The organism is Sphingopyxis macrogoltabida (genome assembly GCF_001314325.1).
Lineage (GTDB): Bacteria > Pseudomonadota > Alphaproteobacteria > Sphingomonadales > Sphingomonadaceae > Sphingopyxis > Sphingopyxis macrogoltabida.
The window spans coordinates 3,298,575-3,321,242 of the sequence record NZ_CP009429.1 but is presented as its reverse complement, the minus strand read 5'-3'; the positions used below and the strand labels follow the sequence as shown (position 1 = coordinate 3,321,242).

The 22,668-nt window shown below is 67.2% G+C and carries 17 protein-coding genes; 11 read left to right on the top strand and 6 right to left on the bottom strand.

The features are described from left to right. The 6 genes from LH19_RS16360 (at nt 1) to LH19_RS16335 (ending at nt 8,665) form a co-directional block, all read left to right on the top strand. Nucleotides 1–3,228, top strand: coding sequence for an amidohydrolase family protein (locus LH19_RS16360; RefSeq protein WP_234715949.1), 3,228 nt, complete (start codon nt 1–3; stop codon nt 3,226–3,228). Nucleotides 3,229–3,232: 4 nt separating this feature from the next. Then, nucleotides 3,233–4,177, top strand: a complete 945-nt coding sequence (locus LH19_RS16355) for an alpha/beta hydrolase fold domain-containing protein (protein WP_054730269.1) — start codon at nt 3,233–3,235, stop codon at nt 4,175–4,177. A 161-nt stretch (nt 4,178–4,338) separates the two neighbouring features. After that, entirely contained in the window at nt 4,339–5,229 is an 891-nt protein-coding gene (locus LH19_RS16350; RefSeq protein WP_054730266.1) for an ROK family protein, read from the top strand. A gap of 99 nt (nt 5,230–5,328) precedes the next feature. Further along, complete coding sequence (fahA, locus tag LH19_RS16345; RefSeq protein WP_054730259.1) at nt 5,329–6,642, top strand: fumarylacetoacetase; 1,314 nt, start codon at nt 5,329–5,331, stop codon at nt 6,640–6,642. Nucleotides 6,643–6,706: 64 nt separating this feature from the next. After that, complete coding sequence (locus tag LH19_RS16340) at nt 6,707–7,297, top strand: methylated-DNA--[protein]-cysteine S-methyltransferase (protein WP_054730256.1); 591 nt, start codon at nt 6,707–6,709, stop codon at nt 7,295–7,297. A gap of 141 nt (nt 7,298–7,438) precedes the next feature. Next, nucleotides 7,439–8,665, top strand: a complete 1,227-nt coding sequence (locus LH19_RS16335; RefSeq protein WP_054730249.1) for an NAD(P)/FAD-dependent oxidoreductase — start codon at nt 7,439–7,441, stop codon at nt 8,663–8,665. A gap of 3 nt (nt 8,666–8,668) precedes the next feature. On the opposite strand, the gene LH19_RS16330 is transcribed toward LH19_RS16335, so the two are convergent. Together LH19_RS16330 and LH19_RS16325 are read right to left on the bottom strand one after the other, a co-directional pair. Next, on the bottom strand, nt 8,669–11,401 hold the full coding sequence (locus LH19_RS16330) for an autotransporter family protein (RefSeq protein ID WP_054730245.1): 2,733 nt from the start codon (nt 11,399–11,401) through the stop codon (nt 8,669–8,671). A gap of 202 nt (nt 11,402–11,603) precedes the next feature. Next, nucleotides 11,604–12,260 carry a DUF4126 domain-containing protein gene (locus LH19_RS16325; protein WP_054730242.1) on the bottom strand — a complete coding sequence of 219 codons (657 nt, stop codon included), beginning with the start codon at nt 12,258–12,260 and terminating at the stop codon, nt 11,604–11,606. A gap of 104 nt (nt 12,261–12,364) precedes the next feature. Here LH19_RS16325 and LH19_RS16320 point away from each other — a divergent pair, with 104 nt between their 5' ends. Further along, nucleotides 12,365–13,162 carry an NUDIX hydrolase gene (locus tag LH19_RS16320; protein ID WP_054733678.1) on the top strand — a complete coding sequence of 266 codons (798 nt, stop codon included), beginning with the start codon at nt 12,365–12,367 and terminating at the stop codon, nt 13,160–13,162. A gap of 173 nt (nt 13,163–13,335) precedes the next feature. Then, nucleotides 13,336–13,569 (top strand): hypothetical protein, encoded by a 234-nt coding sequence (locus LH19_RS16315; protein ID WP_054730234.1) that lies wholly within the window; start codon nt 13,336–13,338, stop codon nt 13,567–13,569. A 127-nt stretch (nt 13,570–13,696) separates the two neighbouring features. Here LH19_RS16315 and LH19_RS16310 read toward each other — a convergent pair whose 3' ends face one another. Further along, a complete protein-coding gene (locus LH19_RS16310; protein ID WP_054730232.1) occupies nt 13,697–14,554 on the bottom strand; it encodes a carbon-nitrogen hydrolase family protein in 858 nt (285 codons plus the stop codon). 99 nt (nt 14,555–14,653) lie between these two features. Here LH19_RS16310 and LH19_RS16305 point away from each other — a divergent pair, with 99 nt between their 5' ends. Further along, nucleotides 14,654–17,626: a M16 family metallopeptidase gene (locus LH19_RS16305; RefSeq protein WP_054730229.1), complete on the top strand. Its 2,973-nt coding sequence runs from the start codon at nt 14,654–14,656 to the stop codon at nt 17,624–17,626. 30 nt (nt 17,627–17,656) lie between these two features. Here the strand turns inward: LH19_RS16305 and LH19_RS16300 are convergent, their stop codons facing one another. Beyond that, nucleotides 17,657–19,438 carry a cation:proton antiporter domain-containing protein gene (locus tag LH19_RS16300; RefSeq protein WP_054730227.1) on the bottom strand — a complete coding sequence of 594 codons (1,782 nt, stop codon included), beginning with the start codon at nt 19,436–19,438 and terminating at the stop codon, nt 17,657–17,659. 76 nt (nt 19,439–19,514) lie between these two features. Then, on the bottom strand, nt 19,515–20,729 hold the full coding sequence (locus LH19_RS16295) for an NADP-dependent isocitrate dehydrogenase (protein WP_054587037.1): 1,215 nt from the start codon (nt 20,727–20,729) through the stop codon (nt 19,515–19,517). 140 nt (nt 20,730–20,869) lie between these two features. On the opposite strand from LH19_RS16295, the gene LH19_RS16290 reads away from it, so the two are divergent. Continuing rightward, complete coding sequence (locus tag LH19_RS16290; RefSeq protein ID WP_054730219.1) at nt 20,870–21,604, top strand: phosphatidylserine decarboxylase; 735 nt, start codon at nt 20,870–20,872, stop codon at nt 21,602–21,604. A 1-nt stretch (nt 21,605) separates the two neighbouring features. Further along, nucleotides 21,606–22,388, top strand: coding sequence for a CDP-alcohol phosphatidyltransferase family protein (locus tag LH19_RS16285; RefSeq protein WP_054730209.1), 783 nt, complete (start codon nt 21,606–21,608; stop codon nt 22,386–22,388). On the opposite strand, the gene LH19_RS16280 is transcribed toward LH19_RS16285, so the two are convergent. After that, nucleotides 22,372–22,632 (bottom strand): hypothetical protein, encoded by a 261-nt coding sequence (locus LH19_RS16280; RefSeq protein WP_054730205.1) that lies wholly within the window; start codon nt 22,630–22,632, stop codon nt 22,372–22,374. The two genes, LH19_RS16285 and LH19_RS16280, sit on opposite strands and share 17 nt — an antisense overlap. Nucleotides 22,633–22,668 lie beyond the last annotated feature (36 nt).

Here is a 22,668-nt window from a genome sequence, read left to right as displayed (position 1 = left end):
ATGAAGCAGATGGTTCGGGGGCTCTGCGGGCTGGCGTCGGCGTTCGCGCTGGCGGTTCCGCTTCTGCACGCCGAGGAGATGAGCGGCCTGCCGATGCAGCCCGCCCGCACGCTCGACTATGAAGTGTCGAGCGGGACCTTCATGTCGCTCGCCGTCTCGCCCGATGGCAAGACGATCCTCTTCGACATGCTCGGCGAGATTTACGCGATGCCCGTGAAGGGCGGCCGCGCGGTACCGGTTGCCACCGGCATGGCGTTCGAGGTGCAGCCGACCTTCTCGCCCGACGGCAAATGGATCGCCTATGTCAGCGACCGGTCGGGCGGCGACAATGTCTGGATCGCACGTACCGACGGCAGTGGCGCGCGGCGGATCAGCACCGGCGACGAAGGCGAGGTGCGCACCTCGCCCGAATGGAGCGCCGACGGCAAGTCGGTCTATGTCAGCCGCTATCGCATTCGGATCGACCGCTACGAACTTTGGCGTCATCCGATCGACGGATCGCCCGGCGAACTCGTTGCGCCGGCGAAGCCCGCCGAGGATGCGCCGCGTTCGGCGTGGCAAAGCACGCTCGGCGCGTCGGCGTCGCGCGACGGCAAATATCTTTATTATGCGCGGCAGACCGGCGATCTTTCGTTCGACGGACCCGTGTCGTGGATGGTCGTCCGTCGCGAGATCGCTACCGGCGCCGAAACGACCGTGATCGAGAGCTCGGGCGGACGCGAAGCCGGCGGCGAAACTTTTTTCCGCCCGGCGATCTCGCCCGACGGCAAGCTCCTTGCCTATGCGACGCGGCAGATGGCGCGGACGAACCTGCGCGTCCGTGAACTGGCGACCGGCATCGATCGCGATTTGGGGCCGGCGCCGCTCGACCTGATGAACGGGGCCGCGTGGCTCGACCTGATCCCGCGCTATGCCTTCACCCCCGACAGCAAGGCGATCCTCATCGCCTATGAAGGCAAGATCGAGCGCCGGCCGGTCGACGGCTCGCCGGCATCGCGCATCCCCTTCACGGCGCGGGTCCAGCTTGCGGTCGGGCCGACGACGCGGATCGCCTTTCGCGAGGAAACGGGCGCGGTGCGCGCGAAACTGCCGCAGGGAACCGCGCCGTCACCCGACGGCGCGCGCGTCGCCTTTGCCGCGCTCGGCAGCGTCTATGTCCAGCCGCTGGGCGGCGGCAAGGCGATCCGCTTGCCAATCAGCGGCGATCCGCCGTCGCTGCCGACGTGGAGCCCGGATGGCAAGCGCCTGACCTATGTGACGTGGAGCGAAACGGCGGGCGGGTCGATCTGGACGATCGCCGCCGACGGATCGGGGGAACCCGCAAAGATCAGCGACATCCCCGCCTTCTATACGCATCCGGCCTTCACCCCCGACGGCCGCTCGATCCTCGCAGTGCGCTCGCCTGCCGCGGCGCGCCAGCATACGAGCTTCGAGTTCGGGACGATACGGCCTGCCGAACTGGTCGCGCTTCCGGTGCGTGGCGGGACCGCGCGCGTCGTCGCATCGGGACAGCTCGGCGGTCGCCCGCATTTCGTCGACGGTCAGGACGGCACCGCCTTTCTGCTCGGCGACGCCGGCCTTGTCGCCATCGATCTGGCTTCGGGCGCCCGGCGTCCGGTCGCATCGGTGAAGGGGCAGGGCTATTATTTCACCGACCAGCTCGCCGCCGCCGATGACATTCGCATCAGCCCCGACGGCAAGTGGCTCGCCGCACAGACCAGCGAACAGCTCTACGTGATGCCCGTGCCGCCGTCCGAGGGCGGCGCGATCGATTTGACGGCGCCCGGCAACCCGGCGCGCAAGGTCACCGCGATGGGCGCCGATTTCTTCGACTGGCGCCGCGACGGCAGCCTGCTCTGGTCGGTCGGCAATTATGTCGAGATATTGCCCGGACCCGGTGCCGCGGCGGCGCCCAAGGACCGGATCGAACTGGTCGCCGAATTGCCGCGGGCGCGGCCCATCGGTCGCTTGCTGCTCCGCGGTGCCCGCGCGCTCACCATGGCGGGCGGCGACCGGGTGATCGACGACGCCGACATCCTCGTCGAGGGCGACCGGATCGCGGCGATCGGTCCGCGCGGCAGCTTTGCGATTCCGGCCGGAACTCCGACCCGCGAGCTCGGCGGCCAGACGGTGGGCCCCGGGTTTATCGACGACCATGACCATATCGGCGGCGTTCGCCGCAACGTCATCGGTTATGACGAATGGGGGCTGCGGGCGCGGCTGGCCTTCGGGGTGACGACCTCTTTCGATCCCTCGACGCTGGGCATCGACCAGATCGCCTATCAGGATCTGATCGATACCGGGCTGGTCGTCGCGCCGCGGCTGCGTTCGACGGGCCCTGCGCTCTTTTCGAAGGAGCGTTTCACCTCGCTCGATCAGGTGCGCGATGTGCTGCGCCGCTATCGCGACGCGTGGGGGCTGCGCAACATCAAGCAATATCGCGGCGAGAGCCGGACGGTGCGTCAGTGGATCGCGATCGCCGCGCGCGAACTCGGCCTTCTGCCGACGACCGAGGGCAGCCTCAATCCCAAGCTGATGCTGACCCAGGCCATCGACGGCTATGCCGGCAACGAGCATGCGCTGCCGATCTCGCCGTTCCAGGAGGATGTGCTGACCCTCTATCGCTTGATGCGGACGAGCTATGTCGCGACTTTGCTCATCGACACCAACGGGCCGTCGGCGCGCCATTATTTTGTCGCCAAATATGACCCGGCGCTCGATGCCAAGGTCAAGCGCTTCTGGTCGCCGCCGGCGATCGCGCACAAGCTGGCGCATCGCGAATGGAGCTCGCTCGATGCCTCGCGCCTGCCGGCGCTGGCGGCGGACGCCGCGCGGCTCGCCGAAAGCGGCGCCCTGGTGGGGGTAGGGTCGCACGGCGATGACCCCGGCATCGGCTATCATTACGAGCTGGAGGCGCATGCGCTCGGCGGCATGAAGCCGATGGCGGTCCTCCATGCCGCGACGGCGGGCGCGGCGGAGACGATCGGCCGCCTCGGCGACATGGGGACGCTCGAACCGGGCAAATATGCCGACCTCGTTGTCTTCGAACGCGATCCGCTGGCCGACATCCGCAACACAAGGTCGGTCAAGCTGGTGATGCGCGGCGGACAATTGTTCGATGCCGATACGCTCGACGAATTGTGGCCCGAAGCGCGCAAGTCGCCGCCGAGCTGGTTCGCGGGCGAACAGCGTCCAAGCCAGTGGCTGCCGGTGGCAGAAGGGAAATAGCGCAATGATCGATCCGGAAATCCAGGCCTTTCTCGATGAAATGAAGCGGCGCTGGGCGGAGCACCCGCCCTTCGGCGACCTCGGCTTTCCCGACCAGCGCGCGGTGTCCGAAAAGGTGCGGGCGCGCTGGACCGAGGGCGGCCCGGCGATGGCCGAAACCGTCGAACGGACTTTCGATCCCGGTGCGGGCGAACTCCGCATCCGCGTCTATCGCCCCGCAGGCGTCGCGACGCCCGCCCCGGCGCTCATTTACCTGCACGGCGGCGGCTTCACGCTGTTTTCGATCGATACGCACGACCGGCTGATGCGCGAATATGCGGCGGCCGGCGGGTTCGTGGTGATCGGCGTCGATTATCCGCTGTCGCCCGAGCATAAATATCCCGTCGCGCTCGATCGCATCGAGGCGCTGATTCTCTGGCTCAAGGCGCATGGCGGCGAGCTTGGCGTCGATGCGGCGCGGCTCGCGCTGGGCGGCGACAGCGCGGGCGCCAATCTTTCTTTCGCGGCGACGCTTCGCCTTCGCGAGCGCGGCGAAGGCGGCCTCGTGCGGGCGATCCTCGCCAATTACGGCTATTTTACGCCCGAGGTCTCCGATCGCGCCGAGGAACGCTTCGGCGGTCCGGGTTCGATCATGGATCGCGCCGAGGCGCAGAGCTATTACGTCAATTACCTCGCCGACTGGGACGCGGGCCAGCGCGATCCCTTCGCCTGTCCGATCCATGCCGACCTTGCCGGTCTGCCGCCGGTGTTCCTCGTCATCCCCGAATGCGACCTGCTGACCGAACAGTCGCTGGCGATGGAAGAGCGGCTCGAGCAGGCGGGCGTCGCGACGATGGCGAAAATCTATGCCGGGGCGACGCACAGCTTCCTCGAGGCGATGTCGGTCGCGGCGGTGGCGCGCGAAGCGATCCGCGACGGCGCCACCTTCATTCGCGACCGGCTGGACTGATTTGCCCATCGGCATTCGAAGGTTGCACCATCGCCGTTTCGTGGACGGGAAACGCTTTATCGCGTAGCGGCGATGTGGGAGCCCATGGACCAGGATGACGCCGATATGAACTTTGCCTCGCCCGGTTTCCCGCGCGATCCGGGCGCGCGTCCCGCCTCGCTATGACCCACAAGCATCTGATTGCGGCCATCGAGACCGGCGGCACCAAGCTGCTCTATCGGCTGGCCGACCCCGAAGGCGCGGTGATCGGGGAAGGGCGGTTCGATACCGTGGCGCCCGACGCGTCGATTGCGTTGCTGACCGGCGCGGTTCGCCGGGTGATGCCTCCCGGCGCGACGCTCGTTGCGGTCGGGGTGGCGAGTTTCGGCCCGATCGTCGTCGATCCGGCCAGCCCGCGCTACGGCCGGATGCTCGCCACCACCAAGGCCGGCTGGTCGGGCTATGATCTGCGCGGCGCGATTGCCGCCGAACTCGGCGCACCCGTGGTGGTCGACAGCGACGTCAATGCGGCAGCGCTCGCCGAACAGCAGATCGGCGCCGGGCGCGGCCAGCGGCTTGTCACCTATGTCACGGTCGGCACCGGCATCGGGGGTGGGCTGTCGATTGCAGGCGAAACGCTCAAGGGTAACCCGCATCCCGAAATCGGGCATATCCGGATGGTTCGCCGTCCGGGCGATCGTTTCGCAAGCGGCTGCCCCTTCCATGCCGATTGCGCCGAAGGGCTGGTTGCGGGGCCCGCGATCCGGCGCCGGCTGGGCGATATCGCCGATCTTGCCGATGCGCCCGACGTGCTGGCGCTGGCCGCCGATTATCTCGCCCAGCTCTGCGCGACGCTGACGCTCGCCTGGTCGCCCGATTGCATCGTACTGGGTGGCGGCGTGCTTGGCGCCCACGGCCTTATCGATGCCGTTCGCACCGAATTGCAGGCGCAACTCGGCACCTATGGCGCCGCCGCCGACATCGATCCGGCGACCTATCTGGTGCCGGCGGCGCTCGCCGACGCGGGGCTCGAGGGCGCGATGCTGATGGCGCGGGCGGCAGCGGGCAAATAGGCCGCAACGCCGCCGCACGCCGATCCTGGTACGCGGTCGTTGACACGCGTTTCACGGCCCGCCTATATGGTTTCAATTGAAACTAAATAGGCGACTGACATGACCGATGCAGCCGATCGCCAAGCGATCGACGAAACCCATGACGCCCGGCGGACGAGTTGGGTGCCGGGCGCCGACGGCCACCCGGACTTCCCGGTCCAGAACCTGCCCTATGGCATTTTCTCGCCACAGGACGGCGCGGCGCGCGCGGGGGTGGCGATCGGCGACCAGATTCTCGACCTCGCGGCAGTCGCGGCGATGCTGCCCCCCGATGTCGTGCCGGCGTGCGGCGGGAACAGGCTGAACGCCCTGTTCGCGCTGCCGCGCGCGTTGCGGGTGACGCTTCGCCGGCGGCTGTCGGACCTGCTGTCCGACGAGCAATATCGCGCCGCGGTCGAACCGGCGCTGCATCCGGCGGATGACTGCGAATTGCACCTGCCTGCGATGATCGGCGATTACACCGACTTCTATGTCGGCATCCATCATGCGACCAATGTCGGAACCCTGTTCCGCCCCGACAATCCGCTGCTGCCCAATTACAAGCATGTGCCGATCGGTTATCATGGCCGTGCCTCGTCGATCCGGCCTTCCGGAGTGCCCGTGGTGCGGCCAGTCGGCCAGCACAAGGCGCCCGATGCGGCGGAGCCCGCCTTCGGGCCGTCGCAGCGGCTCGATTACGAACTCGAACTCGGGGTGTGGATCGGCGCGGGCAACGCACTCGGAACGACGATCCCGATCGCGTCGGCGGCCGATCATATCGCGGGCTTCTGCCTGCTCAACGACTGGTCGGCGCGCGATTTCCAGGCGTGGGAGTATCAGCCGCTCGGTCCCTTCCTCGCCAAGAATTTCCAGACGACGATCTCGCCGTGGGTGGTGACGGCGGAGGCGCTGGCGCCGTTCCGCTGCGCGCAGCCGGCGCGCCCAGCGGGCGATCCGCGGCCGCTGCCCTATCTGTGGGACGAGGTCGATCAGGCGGGCGGGGCGCTCGCCCTCGAACTCGAAGTCTCGCTGCTGACCGGGGCGATGCGCGCCGCCGGTCTGGCGCCGCACCGGCTGAGCCGCGGACCGGCGTCGAACATGTACTGGACGGTCGCGCAGATGGTCGCGCATCATGCTTCAGGCGGCTGCAACCTCAATCCCGGCGACCTGCTCGGCACCGGGACGATCTCGGCACCCGATCGCGAGGGGTTCGGCAGCTTGCTCGAAATCACGCGCGGCGGCAGCGATCCGGTCGCGCTCCCGAACGGTGAAACGCGGCGCTTCGTCGAGGATGGCGACGAGATATTGCTGTCGGCGCGCGCGCGCAAGGACGGCTATGCCCAGATCGGTTTCGGCAGTTGCCGCGCGGTGGTGTTGCCGGCGGTCGGCGGATAAGCGGCACCGCGCGCCGGTCGGAGCGGGTGTTGCATTCGGCCGGCGGCGATAAAATATAGGCAGGATGACAAGGCAGAATTCCTATCACCTGTTTGAAACCGCGGCGGGGTTCGTTGCGCTCGGCTGGAACGATAAGGGGATTTCGGCGCTTCGCTTGCCCGCCGCCAGCGCGGGCGAGGCAGAGCGGGCGCTGCTCCGCCGCCTGCCCGGCGCGTTGCGGTCCACGCCGCCGCCGCCGGTCGAGGCCATCGTCGACGCCGTGCTGCGCTATTTCGCCGGAGAGAAAGTCGATTTCGCCGCTGTGCCCGTCGACATGGGCGAGCAGGAGCCCTTTTTTCGGCAAGTCTACGCCCGCGTCCGCGATCTCGGGTGGGGCGAGACGACCACCTATGGCGCCATCGCCAAGGCGCTGGGCGCCGGTCCTGAATTTGCGCGCGACGTCGGACAGGCGATGGCGAGCAATCCGATCCCGCTGATCGTCCCCTGCCACCGCGTGACCGGTGCCGGCGGCAAGATCGGCGGCTTTTCTGCGCCCGGCGGATCGTTGTCGAAGGCACGGATGCTCGAGCTCGAAGGGGTGACGGTCGCACCGCCGGCATCCGCGAAAAAGACGCCGCGCGGTCAGGACGATGTTCAGACCGGTTTCGACTTCTAGAGACCGGCGATGCGCGTATCGGCCCGGCCGATCGCCGCTACGGCCTGGGGGAAAAATCCCGCGCCAAGGTCCCTTGCCATCGTGGGGCCGCGCGTGCGAGGGACGCGCTCGCAGATCGGTGAGAGAGGCGAGAGGGCAAAGATGATGCGATTCGACGTTGTGATCGTTGGTGCTGGGCATGGCGGCGCGCAGGTCGCGGTGATGCTGCGGACGCAGAAGTTCGAAGGCAGCATTGCGATCATCGGCGACGAACCCGAGCTTCCCTATGAGCGCCCGCCTTTGTCGAAGGAATATTTCGCGGGCGAGAAGGAATTCGAACGCATCCAGCTCCGCCCCGCCAAATATTGGGACGAGCGCGAAGTGACGATGCTGCTCGGCAAGCGTGTCGTCTCGGTCGATCCGGCGGCGCATGTGGTGACGACCGACGGCGGCGAGACGATCGGTTACGGCAAGCTCGTCTGGGCGACCGGCGGAGCCCCGCGCATGCTGCCGATCCCCGGCGGCGACCTGCCCGGCGTGCAGGGCGTGCGGACCAGGGCCGATGCCGACGCGATGAAGGCGGCGTCGGAGACTGCGGGCCAGATCGTCGTGATCGGCGGCGGCTATATCGGGCTCGAGGCGGCAGCGGTGCTGACCAAGGCGGGCAAGAAGGTCGTGCTGCTCGAAGCGCTCGACCGGGTGCTGGCGCGTGTTGCGGGCGAGGAATTGTCGCGCTTCTATGAAAAGGAGCACCGCGATCACGGCGTCGACCTGCGGCTCGGCGTCTCGGTCGCGGCGATCGAGGGCGAGACCCGGGTCACCGGGGTGCGGCTGGCGGACGGCGAGGTCATTCCCGCCGACCTGGTGATCGTCGGCATCGGCATCGTCCCCGCGGTCGAGCCGCTGGTCGCGGCGGGTGCCGAAGGCGGCAACGGCGTGCTCGTCGACGGCCTGTGCAAGACGAGCCTGCCCGACATCTATGCGATCGGCGACTGCGCGGCGCATGAGAATCATTTTGCCGAGGGCGCCTGCATCCGGCTCGAATCGGTGCAGAATGCCAACGACCAGGCGAATGTCGTCGCCAAGGGCATCGTCGGCGACGAGGCGCCCTATCACGCCATCCCGTGGTTCTGGTCGAACCAATATGATCTGAAGCTCCAGACCGCGGGGCTGTCGACCGGGCATGATCAGGCGGTGCTGCGCGGCGATCCTGCGACGCGCAGCTTCTCGATCGTCTATCTGAAGGCCGGCAAGGTCATCGCCATCGACTGCGTCAACGCGACCAAGGATTATGTCCAAGGGCGCATGATCGTCACCGCCGGGCTCGTCGCGACCGCCGAGCAGCTCGCCGACGCCGGCACGCCGCTCAAGGAGCTGTTGCCGGCCTGACGCCTACCAGTTGATGGTCAGGCCGACCGTCCCGCCCAGCCGCCGGCTGCGCGGGCCATCGGCGTTGACCGCATAATCGCCTTTCAGGTGGATGCCGACATTCTGTCCGAGGCGGGCAACCAATCCTGCGCCGGCCTCGAATTCGGTACGGCCGAGATCGGTGCGGATCGGGTCGTCGCCGAACCGGGTCGTCTGCCGTCCCGACAGGCCATGGCGCAAACTGGCATGAAGATAGGGCTGGAAGTGACTGTTCCTGCTCCAAAAATCGCCGTGCAGGCGTAACCCGAAGCGCCCCGTCAGGGCGTCGTCCGCCCGGAAATCGATCGTCGAAAACATGTCGGCGCGATCGTCGAGCGACACCTTCTGCCAGACGATCTGGGCCTGCGGTTCGAGCGTCCAGCGCCCCGATAGCGCCAGCGGATAGCCGGCTTCGAGCGACGCGGCCCAGCCGGTGCCGTCGATGTCGATGGCAAGGCCGCTGTCGGCGGACGCCTCGCCGTCGAACCAGCTATGCATGACGACGGCGTCGACATACCAGCCGTTCGCACCGGTCAGCGTCGCATAACCGCCGAAGCTGGTGCTCTTGGTGTCGATCCGGCCGACGGTCAGGTCGTTCCAGCCGAGCGACCGGCCACGCGTCGTGCCGTCCATTTCGGCGCGGCCGATGAAGATACCGGCGCGGACGTTCGTGCCGTCGGCGTCGCCCTGGCCGAACAGGTCCTGCCCGATCTGGAACCCCTTGAGGTCGCCGTCGAACGACGGCGCGACGTCGCCCTGCCATTTGAGTTCACTGTCCTCGCGGAGGATGCGGCCCCATGTCGCGGGGAGCAGTTTGCCGCCGCGCAGCAGTGCCTGCTCGCCGCGCCGCGCGTGGAAGGTGCCGAGCGCTGCGGTTGCCAGATAATGCGCGACGGGTACGGCAACGACATAGGCGGGAACCTCGGGGCGATAGAGCGGCACGACCTCGGCGATCACCGGCGTTGCGCCGGGGGTCGGCGGCGGGGTCGGCGTATCAGGCACCGGAACCGGGGCGGGCTCGGTCGGCGGTGCCGGGGGTGGTGCCGGCGGCTCGGGTTCGGGTGCGGGCGGCGGGGCGGGCTCTTCGGGCGGCGCCGGATCGTCGATGATCACCGGCGGCGACGGGTCGACCGGGTCTGGATCGGCCGGGGTCGGCTCGGGGGGCAAGGGTGGCGGGGGCGGCGCAGGGGGAGGCGGCGGCGCCGGCGGTTCGGGCGCCACCGGGGGTGGCGGCGGCGGCGCAGGTTCGAGCGGCGGCGGGGCGGGCGCGGGCTGTGGTGGGGGCGTTGCGGCTGGCGGCGAGACCAGCGTCGAACGCAGATACCAGTTTTCCTCGCTGTCGGCCGAGATGCCGCCGCGGAACAGATAATATTCGAATGCGCCGACCGCGACGCGGTGATTGAGCGCAAAGGCGCCGCTTGCGGTGGTCGCGCCGTTCAGCGTCTCGACGATCAATATGCCGTCCTGCGCCGTCGCGGCGCCGGTTCCCCCGGCATTCAGCACCGTCACCCCGGTCGTTCCCGAAGCGGAGCCGCCGTCGATCACCAGCTTGTCCGACAGCGAAGCATCGTCGCCGAGCACCGTATCGATGAGCAGCAGCCCGCCGTTGCCGACATAGTCTCCGGCAATGGTGAAGCTGTCGCCGGGCAGGTTGCCGCCGTTGGTCAGGTCGATGCGGCCGGCGTTGATCACGGTCGCGCGCTGGCCGGCGGTGGAGGCGATAACGCCGCCTTGCGCGCCGCCGCCGAAGATCGTGCTCGACGCGTCGATCCGGAACGTGCCGGTGCCGGTCCCGGCATCGCCGAGGGTAAGGAAATCGTCGAAAGTCAATTCGGTGTCGTTGAGGGCGTCGATCGTCTCCCATCCGGTGAAGCGCGCGACATTGCCCGTCGTGACATTGTCGAAGGTCAGCCCGTCGGTGCCGTCGCCGCCGCCGACAGCCGGCGTCGCGCCGATGTTCGCGGCGGTGAGATTCGCGAGGCGGGCGCTGTCGTCATCGTCGCCCATATCGATCGCGCCGTGGATGACACCGCCCCCGTCCCACACGAAGCTGTCGGTGCCGCTGCTCATCCGGACCTCGCCGCCGACCGAACCGCCGGTGACCGTGACGCTGTCGGTGCCGCCCGAAACGCTGATATTGCCCCCGATCGTTCCGCCCGACAGGATGATCGTGTCGTTGCCGAAACCGGTGACGAGGTTGCGGTCGATCGTGCCGCCCGACATGTCGAACAGATTGTCGGCGAGTTTCATGTTCACGCGGCCGATGCGCCCGCCCGTCATCACGGCGCTGTCGCCGTCGTCGAACGCATCGACGATGCGGCCCCCAGACATGAAGAAGCTGTCGAGCGCGCCGCCCTGATTCAGCGATCCGATCTCGCCGCCCGTCATCCGGAAGTCGTCGAGCCCTTCGCCCTGCTGGACATTGCCGGTGACCGTGCCCGCCATAATCTCGAAGCGGTCGTCGCCATTGCCTTGATCGACCATGCCGCGGATTTCGCCCGATCCCATGACGATGACGTCCGTGCCCGCGCCGAAGGTCACGTCGCCGTCGATAATTCCTGTCCCGCCGGACGGCAGGTCGAGCCGGTTGTTGCCGCCGGGATCGGCAAGGCCGCCCGGCGCGGTGCCGCTGTCGCAGACATAGCTGTCGTCGCCGGGGGTCGGCACGAGGTCGCATTGCGCGAACGCCGGTGCCGCCTGTCCAAGCGCGAGCGCCATCGCCGACGAAAGGAGCAGTCGCCGGCGGGTTTGCGAGGACGGTGCCGCGCCGAATGCGCGACAGGATGCGGGGGTTTTCGATTTCCGAGGCATAGGCTTCCCTTCGTGCGGGGCGCAGCCTGGTCCCTGTTTTCCGCAAACGTTCGGCGGAAAAATGCGCGGTTTGCAAATAGCTGCCTATGCGGCAGTGGTTGCCAAATCGCTAATCCGGAGCGCTGGTGCCGGCCTGCGGCAATTCGACTGCCGCAGATGCAGGCGCATCGCCGAGCGCTTTTTTCAGCGTCGCCTTGATGTTGCGGAGCAGGCGGCGCAGCGCGATGATCACCACGACGGCGGCGACCGCCATGACGATGGCGATTGCGATCGCCAGCGGCGGGAAGGCGATGGCGAGCGCCAGCAGGCCGCCGGTCGCGACATCCTCGCCCGTCGAAACCACCGCATTGCTATAGGGTTCGGGGCTGACGTTGACGACCGCCCGCGTCGTCGCCTTGGCGCCGTGGCTGAGCAGGGCGCCGCCGCCGCCGAGCAGGAAGGCGACGACCTGCCACGCCGGGTCGGAGGAGTCGACGAGCGCCAGCGCCAGCAGCGCGCCGCCGAGCGGGCGGATGACGCTGTGCACCGTATCCCACGCCGAATCGACCCACGCGATCTTGTCGGCGGTAAATTCCGCGACGGTGCCGATCGCCGCGACGCCGAGCACCCACGGATTGGCGAGCACCTTGAGCGCCGCGAGATGTTCGGGAAGCGGCAGCCAGCCGAAATGCATCGCGATGCCCGTCGCGAGGATGGTGAGGTAGAGCCGCCAGCCGGCCAGCAGGCTGAGACTGCCCGCGACGCCCAAAATCTCGACAATCCCCATGGTTCTGCTCCCGGTTCTTGCAGCGATCCGGCATCTTGCACCGGTGGGCGGGTCGCTGCAATGGCCGGATGACAAGCCGCCGCGGGCCAGTTATCGCCATGGGCATGACCGATACAGCTTCATCGCCCGGCGCCGTCGCGGGCCTTCCCGACGGGGCAATCCCTGCGGCGACTCTCGTCATCATGCGCCCCTCCGAAGACGGCGGGCCCGACGAAATCCTGATGGTGAAGCGTTCGAGCAACATGGCCTTCGCGGCGGGCGCCGTCGTATTTCCCGGCGGGCGGGTCGACCCCGACGACTATCTCGTCGCGCGCCAGCACGGCTTTGCCGACGATGAGGCCGATGGCGCGGCGCGCGTCGCGGCTCTCCGCGAGACACTGGAGGAAACGGGGCTCGCGGTCGGTTGGCCGGGACTGGCCGAGGCGGATGTGGCGGGCGTGCGGCAGGCGTTGCTCAGCGATGTCCTGCTGTCCGACATATTGGCGGAACGCGGCGAGCGACTCGTGCTGGACGCGCTGGTGCCCTTTGCGCGCTGGTGCCCCAATTTCAAGGAAGCGCGAACCTTCGACACGCGTTTCTATGCGGTGGCGGCGCCGTTGCACGGCCACGAGCTCACCGTCGAGGAGGCCGAGCACAGCCATATTTTCTGGGCCAGCGCGAAGCACACGCTGGCGATGGCCGACAACGGCGAGGTGTCGGTAATTTTCCCGACCCGGCGTAATCTGGAGAAATTGTCACAAGCAGATGATTTTGAAGGGTTTTCATCCCATTCCCGGCAGTTTCCGGTCGAGCTCGTCACGCCGTGGCTCGAGGAGCGGGGAGGCGAGACCCACCTCTGCATACCCGGTCATCTCGGCTACCCGGTGACCAGCGAAAGCTTCGAACGCGTGCGGAGAGGGTAAAATTTATCCGGATCAATTTTTCGCCAATTTTGCAATTTTCTAGTCGTCGCAGACCGAGGCAAAATATATTGCAATCGCGAAAGGCAAACCCTAAGACGGCAGCGCAGAAGCAGATCGGGGACGATTCTCTGGTGTGATTCGAGAAGACAAAGTTCCAGTGGACGGAGAATAAGATGAACCTGCTGAAGAAAGCCGCTGTTTCCCTTGCGGCGACATCGATGATCGTTGCGCCGGTTGCGGCATCGGCTGCGCCCGCCCTCGACGGTGCCCGTGCGACGTCGGTTGTCAGCGACCAGAACGAGATGGAAGGCAATGGCTGGCTTCTCGGTGTGCTGGCCGCGATTGCGTTCGGCGTGGGCCTCTACTTCCTGATCGACAACGACAAGGATGCTCCGACCAGCCCGTAAGCCGCGGCTGCTCGACAAAGATACCAAAAGGCTCCGAGCTACGCTCGGGGCCTTTTGTGCGTCCGGTGAAGGTGGGCATATGGGAGTGGGCGCCGGGGAACGTGAAATCCGGTGGCCGTATAGGCTCTTATAGCGTGATGGCGCGCACGCTGCGGGACCGCGCCAGCGGGATCGCTTGCCTTGCCCGGACGACCGCGTCCTTTTCGATCGGCGCTAGCGCCAGATCGAAACCCGCATTGGCCGCCGTTCCGTTCCTTGCATCGACGATGACTGCACCCCACGGATCGATGGCAAGGCTGTGGCCATAGGTTGCACGCCCGTCGGCGTGCGTGCCGTTCTGCGCCGCCGCCAGGAGATGGCAACCCGTTTCGATGGCGCGGGCGCGGAGCAGGACATGCCAATGCGCCTCGCCGGTCGATACAGTGAAGGCGGCCGGAACAGCGATGATATCGGCACCCTGATCGACAAGCGCGCGATAAAGTTCGGGGAAGCGGACATCGTAACAGATGCTGAGGCCGAGCCGTCCGAGCGGCGTGTCGACAACCGTTATTGCGTCGCCGCCGGCATAGGCCGCCGATTCGGTCCAGTTCTCGCCCGACGGCAGGGTGACGTCGAACATGTGGATCTTGTCGTAGCGCGCACGGATGCTGCCATCGGCGGCGATGATATGGCTGCGGTTGACACGGCGCTCGCCATCGTCGGCGAGCAGCGGCATCGACCCCGAATGCAGCCAGAGCCCGTGCCGCCGCGCCATCTCCTGCAGCGCTGCGGGCCACGGACTGTCGGCTTCGCGCAGGATATGCGCCGCCGAACGCGCGCGGTCGCGGTCGAGCAGCAGCGACATTTCGGGCAGGAAAGCCATTGCGGCGCCGCGCGCGGCGGCTTCGGCCATCGCGCGATCGATCGTCGCGAGGTTGGCGTCCGGATCGATACCGCTGGTCATCTGGATCAGCGCCGCGACGGGTGAGGGAGAGATGTTGTCCATCGCGTCTGGCTAGTCCGCTGGCGCAGGCAGGACAAGAGGCGCGCAGGGGGACGCGACAGTTCAGTGGCCAGCAAGCTTCGATGGCGATAAGATGGGCCGATGTCCTATTCTCCTGCGTCGACCACGCTCTCGCTTTTCCGATTTCTGCTTCCGGCCTGTGCGGCGACCGCCCTGCTGCTAGCGCCGCCTGCCGCGGCGCAGACCGGCGGAACTTCTGCACCTTCCGCCAAGACAACGGCCGGCACCGCAAAGGCCGATGACTGGCTCTATGTCGGCAGCGATATCCCGCGCGATACCGCATGGACCTTTGGCGTCCTGCCGAACGGTGTCCGCTATGCCGTGCGCAACAATGGCGTCCCCCCGGGGCAGGTTTCGATCCGCGTGCGGATGGACGTCGGATCGCTGTTCGAAACCGAAAAGGAACGCGGCTTTGCGCACCTCCTCGAACATCTGACATTTCGCGGCAGCGAACATATCCCCGACGGCGAAGCGAAGCGGATCTGGCAGCGGTTCGGGGTCACTTTCGGCAGCGATTCGAACGCGCAGACAACGCCGACGCAGACGGTGTACCAACTCGACCTGCCCAGCATCACGCCGGCCAACCTTGACGAGAGCATGAAATTGCTCGCCGGGATGGTCCGCGAACCGCGGATTTCGGACGCCGCGGTGACCGCCGAACGCGGCGTCGTCATGTCCGAACTGCGCGAATCGGACGGCCCGCAAAAACGGATATCGGACGCGACCAGCGCCCATCTGTTCGCCGGACAATTGCTCGGCGACCGGTCGCCGATCGGCACGGTGGAATCGCTTGGCGCGGCGCGCGCCGACACGGTGACCGCCTTCCACGACCGCTGGTACCGCCCCGACCGCGCTGTGGTGGTGATCGTCGGCGACGGCGATCCCGCCGAATTCGCCCGGCTGATCGAGAAATATTATGGCGACTGGCGCGCCAGCGGCCCCAATCCGGCGCAGCCTGATTTCGGCAAACCGAACCCTAAGGCGCCGGTGGCCCGCGCGATCGTCGAGGCGAACCAGCCGGTCGCGCTGTCGCTCGCGATGGTCCGGCCGTGGAAGAAGCGGATCGACACCGTCGAAAATACCCGGCGGCTTTATATGGAGTTTCTTGCGCAGGCGCTGGTCAATCGCCGCCTCGAAAACCGCGCCCGCGCGGGCGGCAGCTACCTCGTCGCGACGGTCGAGCAGGAATATGTCAGCCGCAGCGTCGACGTGACGATGGCGCAGATCGTGCCGCTCGGCGACTGGAAGCCGGCGCTTGCCGATGTGCGCGGGGTGATCGCCGACGCGATGAAGACGCCGCCCTCGCAGGCCGATATCGACCGCGAAGCGAACGAGATCGAAGCTTTCCTGCGCAAGGAACTCGAAAACGCGCGCAACGAGCCGGGCGCGCGGCTGGCCGACGACATGGTGCGCGCGGTCGACATCGGCGAAACGGTGACCAGCCCGCAGGGGCAGGTCGATATGTTCCGGTCGATCCGCGCCGCGGCGACGCCGCAGGCGATGCTCGAGATCAGCCGCGCGATCTTCAGTGCGCCGGTGACGCGCGTCGTACTGACGACGCCGACGGCAATCGACGGCGGCGACGGCGCGCTGCTCGCCGCGCTGGCGGCGCCGGCGCTGGTCCGCGACGACCGGCTGGCGGCGATCAAGGCCGATTTCAGCCAGCTACCGGCGATCGGCGCACCGGGCACGATCGCATCGACAACCCTCGTCCCCGGGCTGCGCGCCGAGCGTATCGAGTTCGCCAACGGCGTGACGGCGCTCGTCTCGAACAACAAGGTCGAACCCGGCAAGGTGCGCGTCAACGTCCGTTTCGGTACCGGCAACCGCAGCGTCGCCGCCGACGCACCCAACCTGCTGTGGACGGGCGATTATGCCCTGATCGCGAGCGGCATCGGTCCGTGGGGCCAGAACGAGATCGACCAGCTCACCAACGGGCGCCAGATCCAGATGAACTTCGCGATCGACGACGACGCGTTCGAACTGTCCGCCGAAAGCAAGCCCGCCGACCTTGCCGACCAGATGAAGCTGCTGGCGGGCAAGCTGGCGTCGCCGCGCTGGGATACGGCGCCCGTCGACCGCCTGCGCGTCGGTTTCCTCACCGGCTACGACCTCAACGACGCGACCCCCAACGCCGTGCTCGACCGCAATCTGCGCGGCTGGCTTTCGGGCAATGACGCGCGCTGGTCGGCGCCCGACAAGGCCGAAATCGAGGCACTAACGCCGGCAAAGTTCCGCGCCTTCTGGGAACCGCGTCTTGCGAGCGGGCCGATCGAGGTCCAGCTGTTCGGCGACATGGCGTCGATCGATTATCGCAAGATCCTGGCCGAGACGTTCGGCGCCCTGTCGCCTCGCGCCCCGCTGGCGCCGGCGGGCGGCCAGAAGGTCGCCTTTGCCAAGCATGTGACCGTGCCCGAAGTCGCCTATCATCGCGGCGAACAGGGACAGGCGGCCGCGATGACCGCCTGGCCGACGAGCGGCGGCCTTGCGAGCCCGCGCGATGCGCGGGGTCTGGAAGTGCTGGCGGCGATCTTCAACGACCGCCTGTTCGACCGGCTGCGCGCCGAACAAGGGGCCAGCTATGGCCCCGTCGTCGACAGCCATTGGCCGACGGGGTTCGACAATAGCGGCGGTTATCTGCTCGTCGGCAGCCTGCTGGCGCCGAAGGACATCGACCGTTTCTATGGCATCGCGAAGGACATTGCGGCCGACCTCGTCGCCAACCCGGTCAGCGCCGACGAACTCGCGCGCAACGCCGGGCCGATCCGCGAGCAGGTCGCGCGCGCCTCGACGGGCAATGTCTATTGGATGTTCCTGCTCGAAGGCGCGACGCGCGATCCGCGCGTTGCCGCGGCGGCGCTGTCGATCCAGGACGATATCGCGGCGGTCACCGCCGCCGATATCCAGCGCCTCGCCAAACTCTATCTGACGCCGGCGCGCCAATGGTCGCTGGCGATCCTGCCCAAGGGGATGACGCTGGCCGATGCCTCGGCGGCTGGGGCGGCCGCCGCGGGCGGATCGCAGGCCTCGGCGCCGGTTGCCGCCTCGCGTTGACCTGCGCCTGGCGGGCGGCTGGTTCTAGTTCTAGCTGTCGCTGCCCGTCGCGTGCCGCCGGGTGCGGCGGATCCGCGGTTCGTGGTCGAGCTTGCCCTTGGTCATGATGTCCTGCCGCATCTTGGCGCGGACGTCGTGGATTGACGCGATCACCGGCCCCATCGCGACGCCAAGGTCGATCAGCACTGCCTCGGCGAGCTGCAACGAGCTTTCGAGCGTTTCGGGCACCGCGTCGGAAGCGCCGGCCTGATAGAGCGCCCCGGCATGGTCGGCATCGCGCGCGCGGCTGATGATCGGCAGCTCGGGATATTTCTGGCGCAACTGCCGCGTCATCCTGAGCTGTTGCACCGGATCGTCCATCGTCAGCACGATCGCCTTCGCATTATCGATGCCCAGCTTGTCGAGGCTGCCAGGACGGGCAACGTCGGCGAACCGCACGACAAAGCCGTCGCGCCGGGCTGCGGCGACGGTGTCGATATCGGCGTCGACGGCGACATAGGGACGCCCATGCTCGCGGAGCAGTTCGGCGACGGTGTGGCCAACGCGGCCAAAGCCGACGATGACGGTGCGGCCTTCGGGCGTTTCCTCGCTTTGCGCGTCGCCGGTCCGCATCTCGATCCGCCGCGCGATGTCGTGGCCGACGCGCGCCAGCAGCGGGGTGATCGTCAGCCCGATCGCGGTGACGAGCTGCCAGAATTCGGCGGTGTCGCGGCTGATGAGCTGCGCCTGCAGCGCCGTCGCGAGCACGATCAGGGTGGTTTCCGACGGGCTCGCCATCAACAGCCCGACTTCGGCGGCGGTGCCGCGCCGGACGACGCCCGAAAAGCGCAGCAACGCGGCGGTGACGACCGCCTTGACGACGACGACGCCGACGACCGCGCCGATCAGTTGCGGCCACAGCGCCGCGATCGTCTTGAGGTTGAGGCCCATGCCGACGCTGATCAGGAACACCCCGAGCGCGAGGCCTTTGAAGGGGGCGGTGATCGCTTCGACCTCGTTATGATATTCGGTCTCGGCGATCATCAGGCCCGCGAGCAGCGCGCCGACGATCGGCGACAGGCCGACGGCCGCCGTCGCCAGCGCGGCGACGATGACGACAAGCAGGCTGGCGGCAAGGAACAGCTCGGGATCCTTGGCGCGCGCGGCCTGGGCAAATATCTTCGGCAGCAGGAACCAGCCGCCGATCGCCAGTCCGGCGACGACGACCACGCCCTGCCACAGCGTCGTCAGCAGCAATTCGGCGCTGTCGCCCGATGCCGTCGGCGACAGGGCGGCGAGGATGAAGATGATCGGAACGAGCGCCAGATCCTCGAACAGCAGCATCGAAAAGGCCGATTTGCCTACGGCCGACTTGGTGCCGGCAATAGGAAGAACGAGGGCGGTCGAGGAGAGGGCGAGCGCGATACCGAGGCCGTAGGCGGCGGCGGGTGAAAGGTCGCCGAGCAGGAGTAATGCGGTACCGAGGATCAGCCCGCCCAGCCCGAGTTCGGCGGCGCCGATGCCGAACACCAGCTTGCGCAGTTGCCACAGGCGCCGGAACGACAGCTCGAGCCCGATCGAGAAGAGCAGGAGCACGATGCCGAGCTCGGCGAACAGGGCGATTTCCTCGGCCGATCCGATGGTGACGTGGCGCAGCCATGGATAATCGCCGGTCAGCGATCCCAAGCCCGACGGGCCGACGAGCAGGCCGACGAGGATGAAGCCGATCACGGGCGGCAGGCGGAAGCGGGCGAAAGCGGGAATGACGATTCCCGCAGCGCCCAGCACCACCAGCGCGTCGCCGATGAGGGAGGTTTCTGTTTCCGATACCATAAGGGCCGACCTTATGCAGGCCGGCCCCGATTGGCTAGTCGCCCATGTCGACTAAATCGCTAAACTATGTTTGCCGTCAGGCGCCCATCTTGGCTTCGAGATTCTCGACGATCGCTTCGAAGAAGCCTTCGGTGGTCAGCCAATTCTGGTCGGGGCCGATCAGCAGCGCGAGATCCTTGGTCATCTTGCCGCTTTCGACCGTCGCGACGCAGACCTTTTCGAGGTCGTCGGCGAACTTCACCACTTCGGGGGTGCCGTCGAGCTTGCCGCGGTGCTTGAGGCCGCCGGTCCAGGCAAAGATCGACGCGATCGGGTTGGTCGAGGTCGCCTTGCCCTGCTGGTGCATGCGATAGTGGCGGGTGACGGTGCCGTGCGCCGCTTCGGATTCGACCGTCTGGCCGTCGGGGGTCATCAGCACGCTGGTCATCAGGCCGAGCGAACCGAAGCCCTGCGCGACGGTGTCCGACTGGACGTCGCCGTCGTAATTCTTGCAGGCCCAGACGAACTTGCCGCTCCACTTCAGCGCCGAGGCGACCATATCGTCGATCAGGCGGTGCTCGTAGACGATGCCGAGCGCATCGAACTGCGCCTTGAATTCGGCCTGGAACACTTCCTCGAACAGGTCCTTGAAGCGGCCGTCATAGGCTTTCAGGATCGTGTTCTTGGTCGACAGATACACCGGCCACTGGCGCGCGAGGCCATAGTTCAGGCTGGCGCGCGCGAAGTCGCGGATCGAATCGTCGAGGTTGTACATGCCCATCGCGACGCCCGACGAGGGGAAGTGGAACACTTCCTCGTCGATCAGCGTGCCGTCCTCGCCCTCGAACACCAGGCGCAGCTTGCCGGGGCCGGGGACGCGGAAGTCGGTCGCCTTATACTGGTCGCCAAATGCATGGCGGCCGACGACGATCGGGTCGGTCCAGCCGGGAACGAGGCGGGGAACGTTGCGCATCACGATCGGCTCGCGGAAGACGACGCCGCCCAGGATGTTGCGGATCGTGCCGTTCGGCGACTTCCACATCTTCTTGAGCCCGAACTCCTCGACGCGGGCTTCGTCGGGGGTGATCGTGGCGCACTTCACGCCGACGCCGTGCTTCTTGATCGCATTGGCGGCTTCGACGGTGATCTTGTCGTCGGTGCGGTCGCGTTCCTCGATGCCGAGGTCGTAATAATGCAGGTCGATGTCGAGATAGGGCAGGATCAGCCGTTCGCGGATCCATTGCCAGATGATCCGGGTCATTTCGTCGCCGTCGAGTTCGACAACCGGGTTGGCTACCTTGATCTTGCCCATATCTTCGCCTTTTTCCTTGGGGAGTCGGAGTTGCGAGGGGCCTTAGGCAAAGCGGGGCGATTGATCAATGGCCCTGACGGATGCGGAACCATCGCCTTATTCGATTGTCAGTGCCGGGGACGCACCCTAGAAAGATCGCCATGTCCACAACCATCTCTTCCAACCGCCCCGGCGACGGTATCAAGTGGCGCTGGCCGTCGGTCCATCCCGAAGGGCGCAAGTTCCTGCTGATCGCCGGCATCGTCACCCTTTGCTTCTGGCTGCTCGGCTGGACGATCCCCGGCTGGCTGATGCTGGGCGTGACGATCTGGGTCGGCACCTTCTTTCGCGATCCCGTTCGCATCACCCCGACCGGCAGCGACCTCATCGTCGCGCCCGCCGACGGGCTGGTGACGCAGATCGCCGAAGTTGCGCCGCCGCCGGAGATCGCCGGGCCCGACGGCCTCGTCGCCCCGACGATGCTGCGCGTCTCGATCTTCATGAGCGTGTTCGACGTCCATATCAATCGCACCCCGGTCGCCGGGACACTGCGCAAGCTCGTCTATATTCCCGGGAAATTCCTCAACGCCGACCTCGACAAGGCGAGCGAGGAGAATGAGCGCCAGCATTTCGTCGTCGAGCGCGCCGATGGCGTGCGCGTCGGTTTCACCCAGATCGCCGGGCTCGTCGCACGGCGCATCCTGCCGTTCGTCAGCATGGGCACCGAGCTGTCGACCGGCCAGCGCGTCGGCCTCATCCGTTTCGGCAGCCGCGTCGATGTCTATATCCCCGCAGGAACGACGCCGCAGGTGCTGCTCGGCCAGCGCACGCTGGCGGGCGAAACCATCGTCGCGCGGATCGGCAAGGCCGAGATGATCGACGGCATCGGGCAATAGGATGGCCGACGACGCGTCGCCTGCCGCCGAGGACACCGAAGTTGAGCGCCGCCGCATCGGCGGTATCCCGCTCCGCGCCTTCGCGCCCAACGCGATCACCGCGCTGGCGCTGTGCTTCGGGCTGACCGGCGTTCGCTTCGCGATCGGCGAGGAATGGGAAAAGGCGCTCGCGGCGATCATCTTCGCCGGGGTGCTCGACGGCATGGACGGGCGGATCGCGCGGCTGCTGCGCGCACAGAGCAAGTTCGGCGCCGAACTCGATTCGCTGTCCGACGTCATCGCTTTCGGCGTCGCGCCGGCAATGATCCTGTTTCTCTGGTCGCTCGACAATGCGCCGAAATTCGGCTGGACCGCCGCGCTCGCGCTTGCGGTGTGCTGCGCGCTGCGGCTCGCGCGCTTCAATTCGCGCATGGACGCCGATTTCCAGCCGCACAAATCGGCGGGCTTCAACACCGGCATCCCCGCGCCCGCCGGGGCGGGGATGGCGTTCGTGCCCGTCTATCTGTGGCTGGTGACGGCGAACGACCTGTTTCGCGAATGGTATGTCGTCATGCCTTGGGCGCTCGGCATCGCGATGCTGATGATCTCCGCGATCCCGACCTATAGCTGGGCTTCGATCCGCCTGCGCCGCTCGTGGCGTCTGTTCGCGCTGGCGGGCGTTGGCCTGCTGGGCGCGGCGCTGGTTACCGCGCCGTGGCTGACCTTGCTCGCGGTGTGCGCGGTTTATGCCGCGACGCTGCCTTTCGGCCTCGCGAGCTATGCAAGGGTCAAGCGGCGCGGCTGAGCTGCGGCTGGACGCGGGTGACGGTGCGGACGGGACGCGGAGCATCGCGGCGGGCCGGTGAACGGCGCAGCGTCAGTTTCCGCGACGCCGGATCGGGCTGCGGGCCGGCAATGGCCGGGAAGGCGCCTTCGCCAAGGAGCGCCGAAAGGATCGCATCTTCATTGCTGCGGAACATTGCCAGAATGACCGTGATGCCCAGCCCGGCGGCGAGGGCGAAAAGGAGTGCGGCTGCGACCTGAACCATGATCTTGTCCTTCCGGCTTCTTTGTGCGAAACCTTA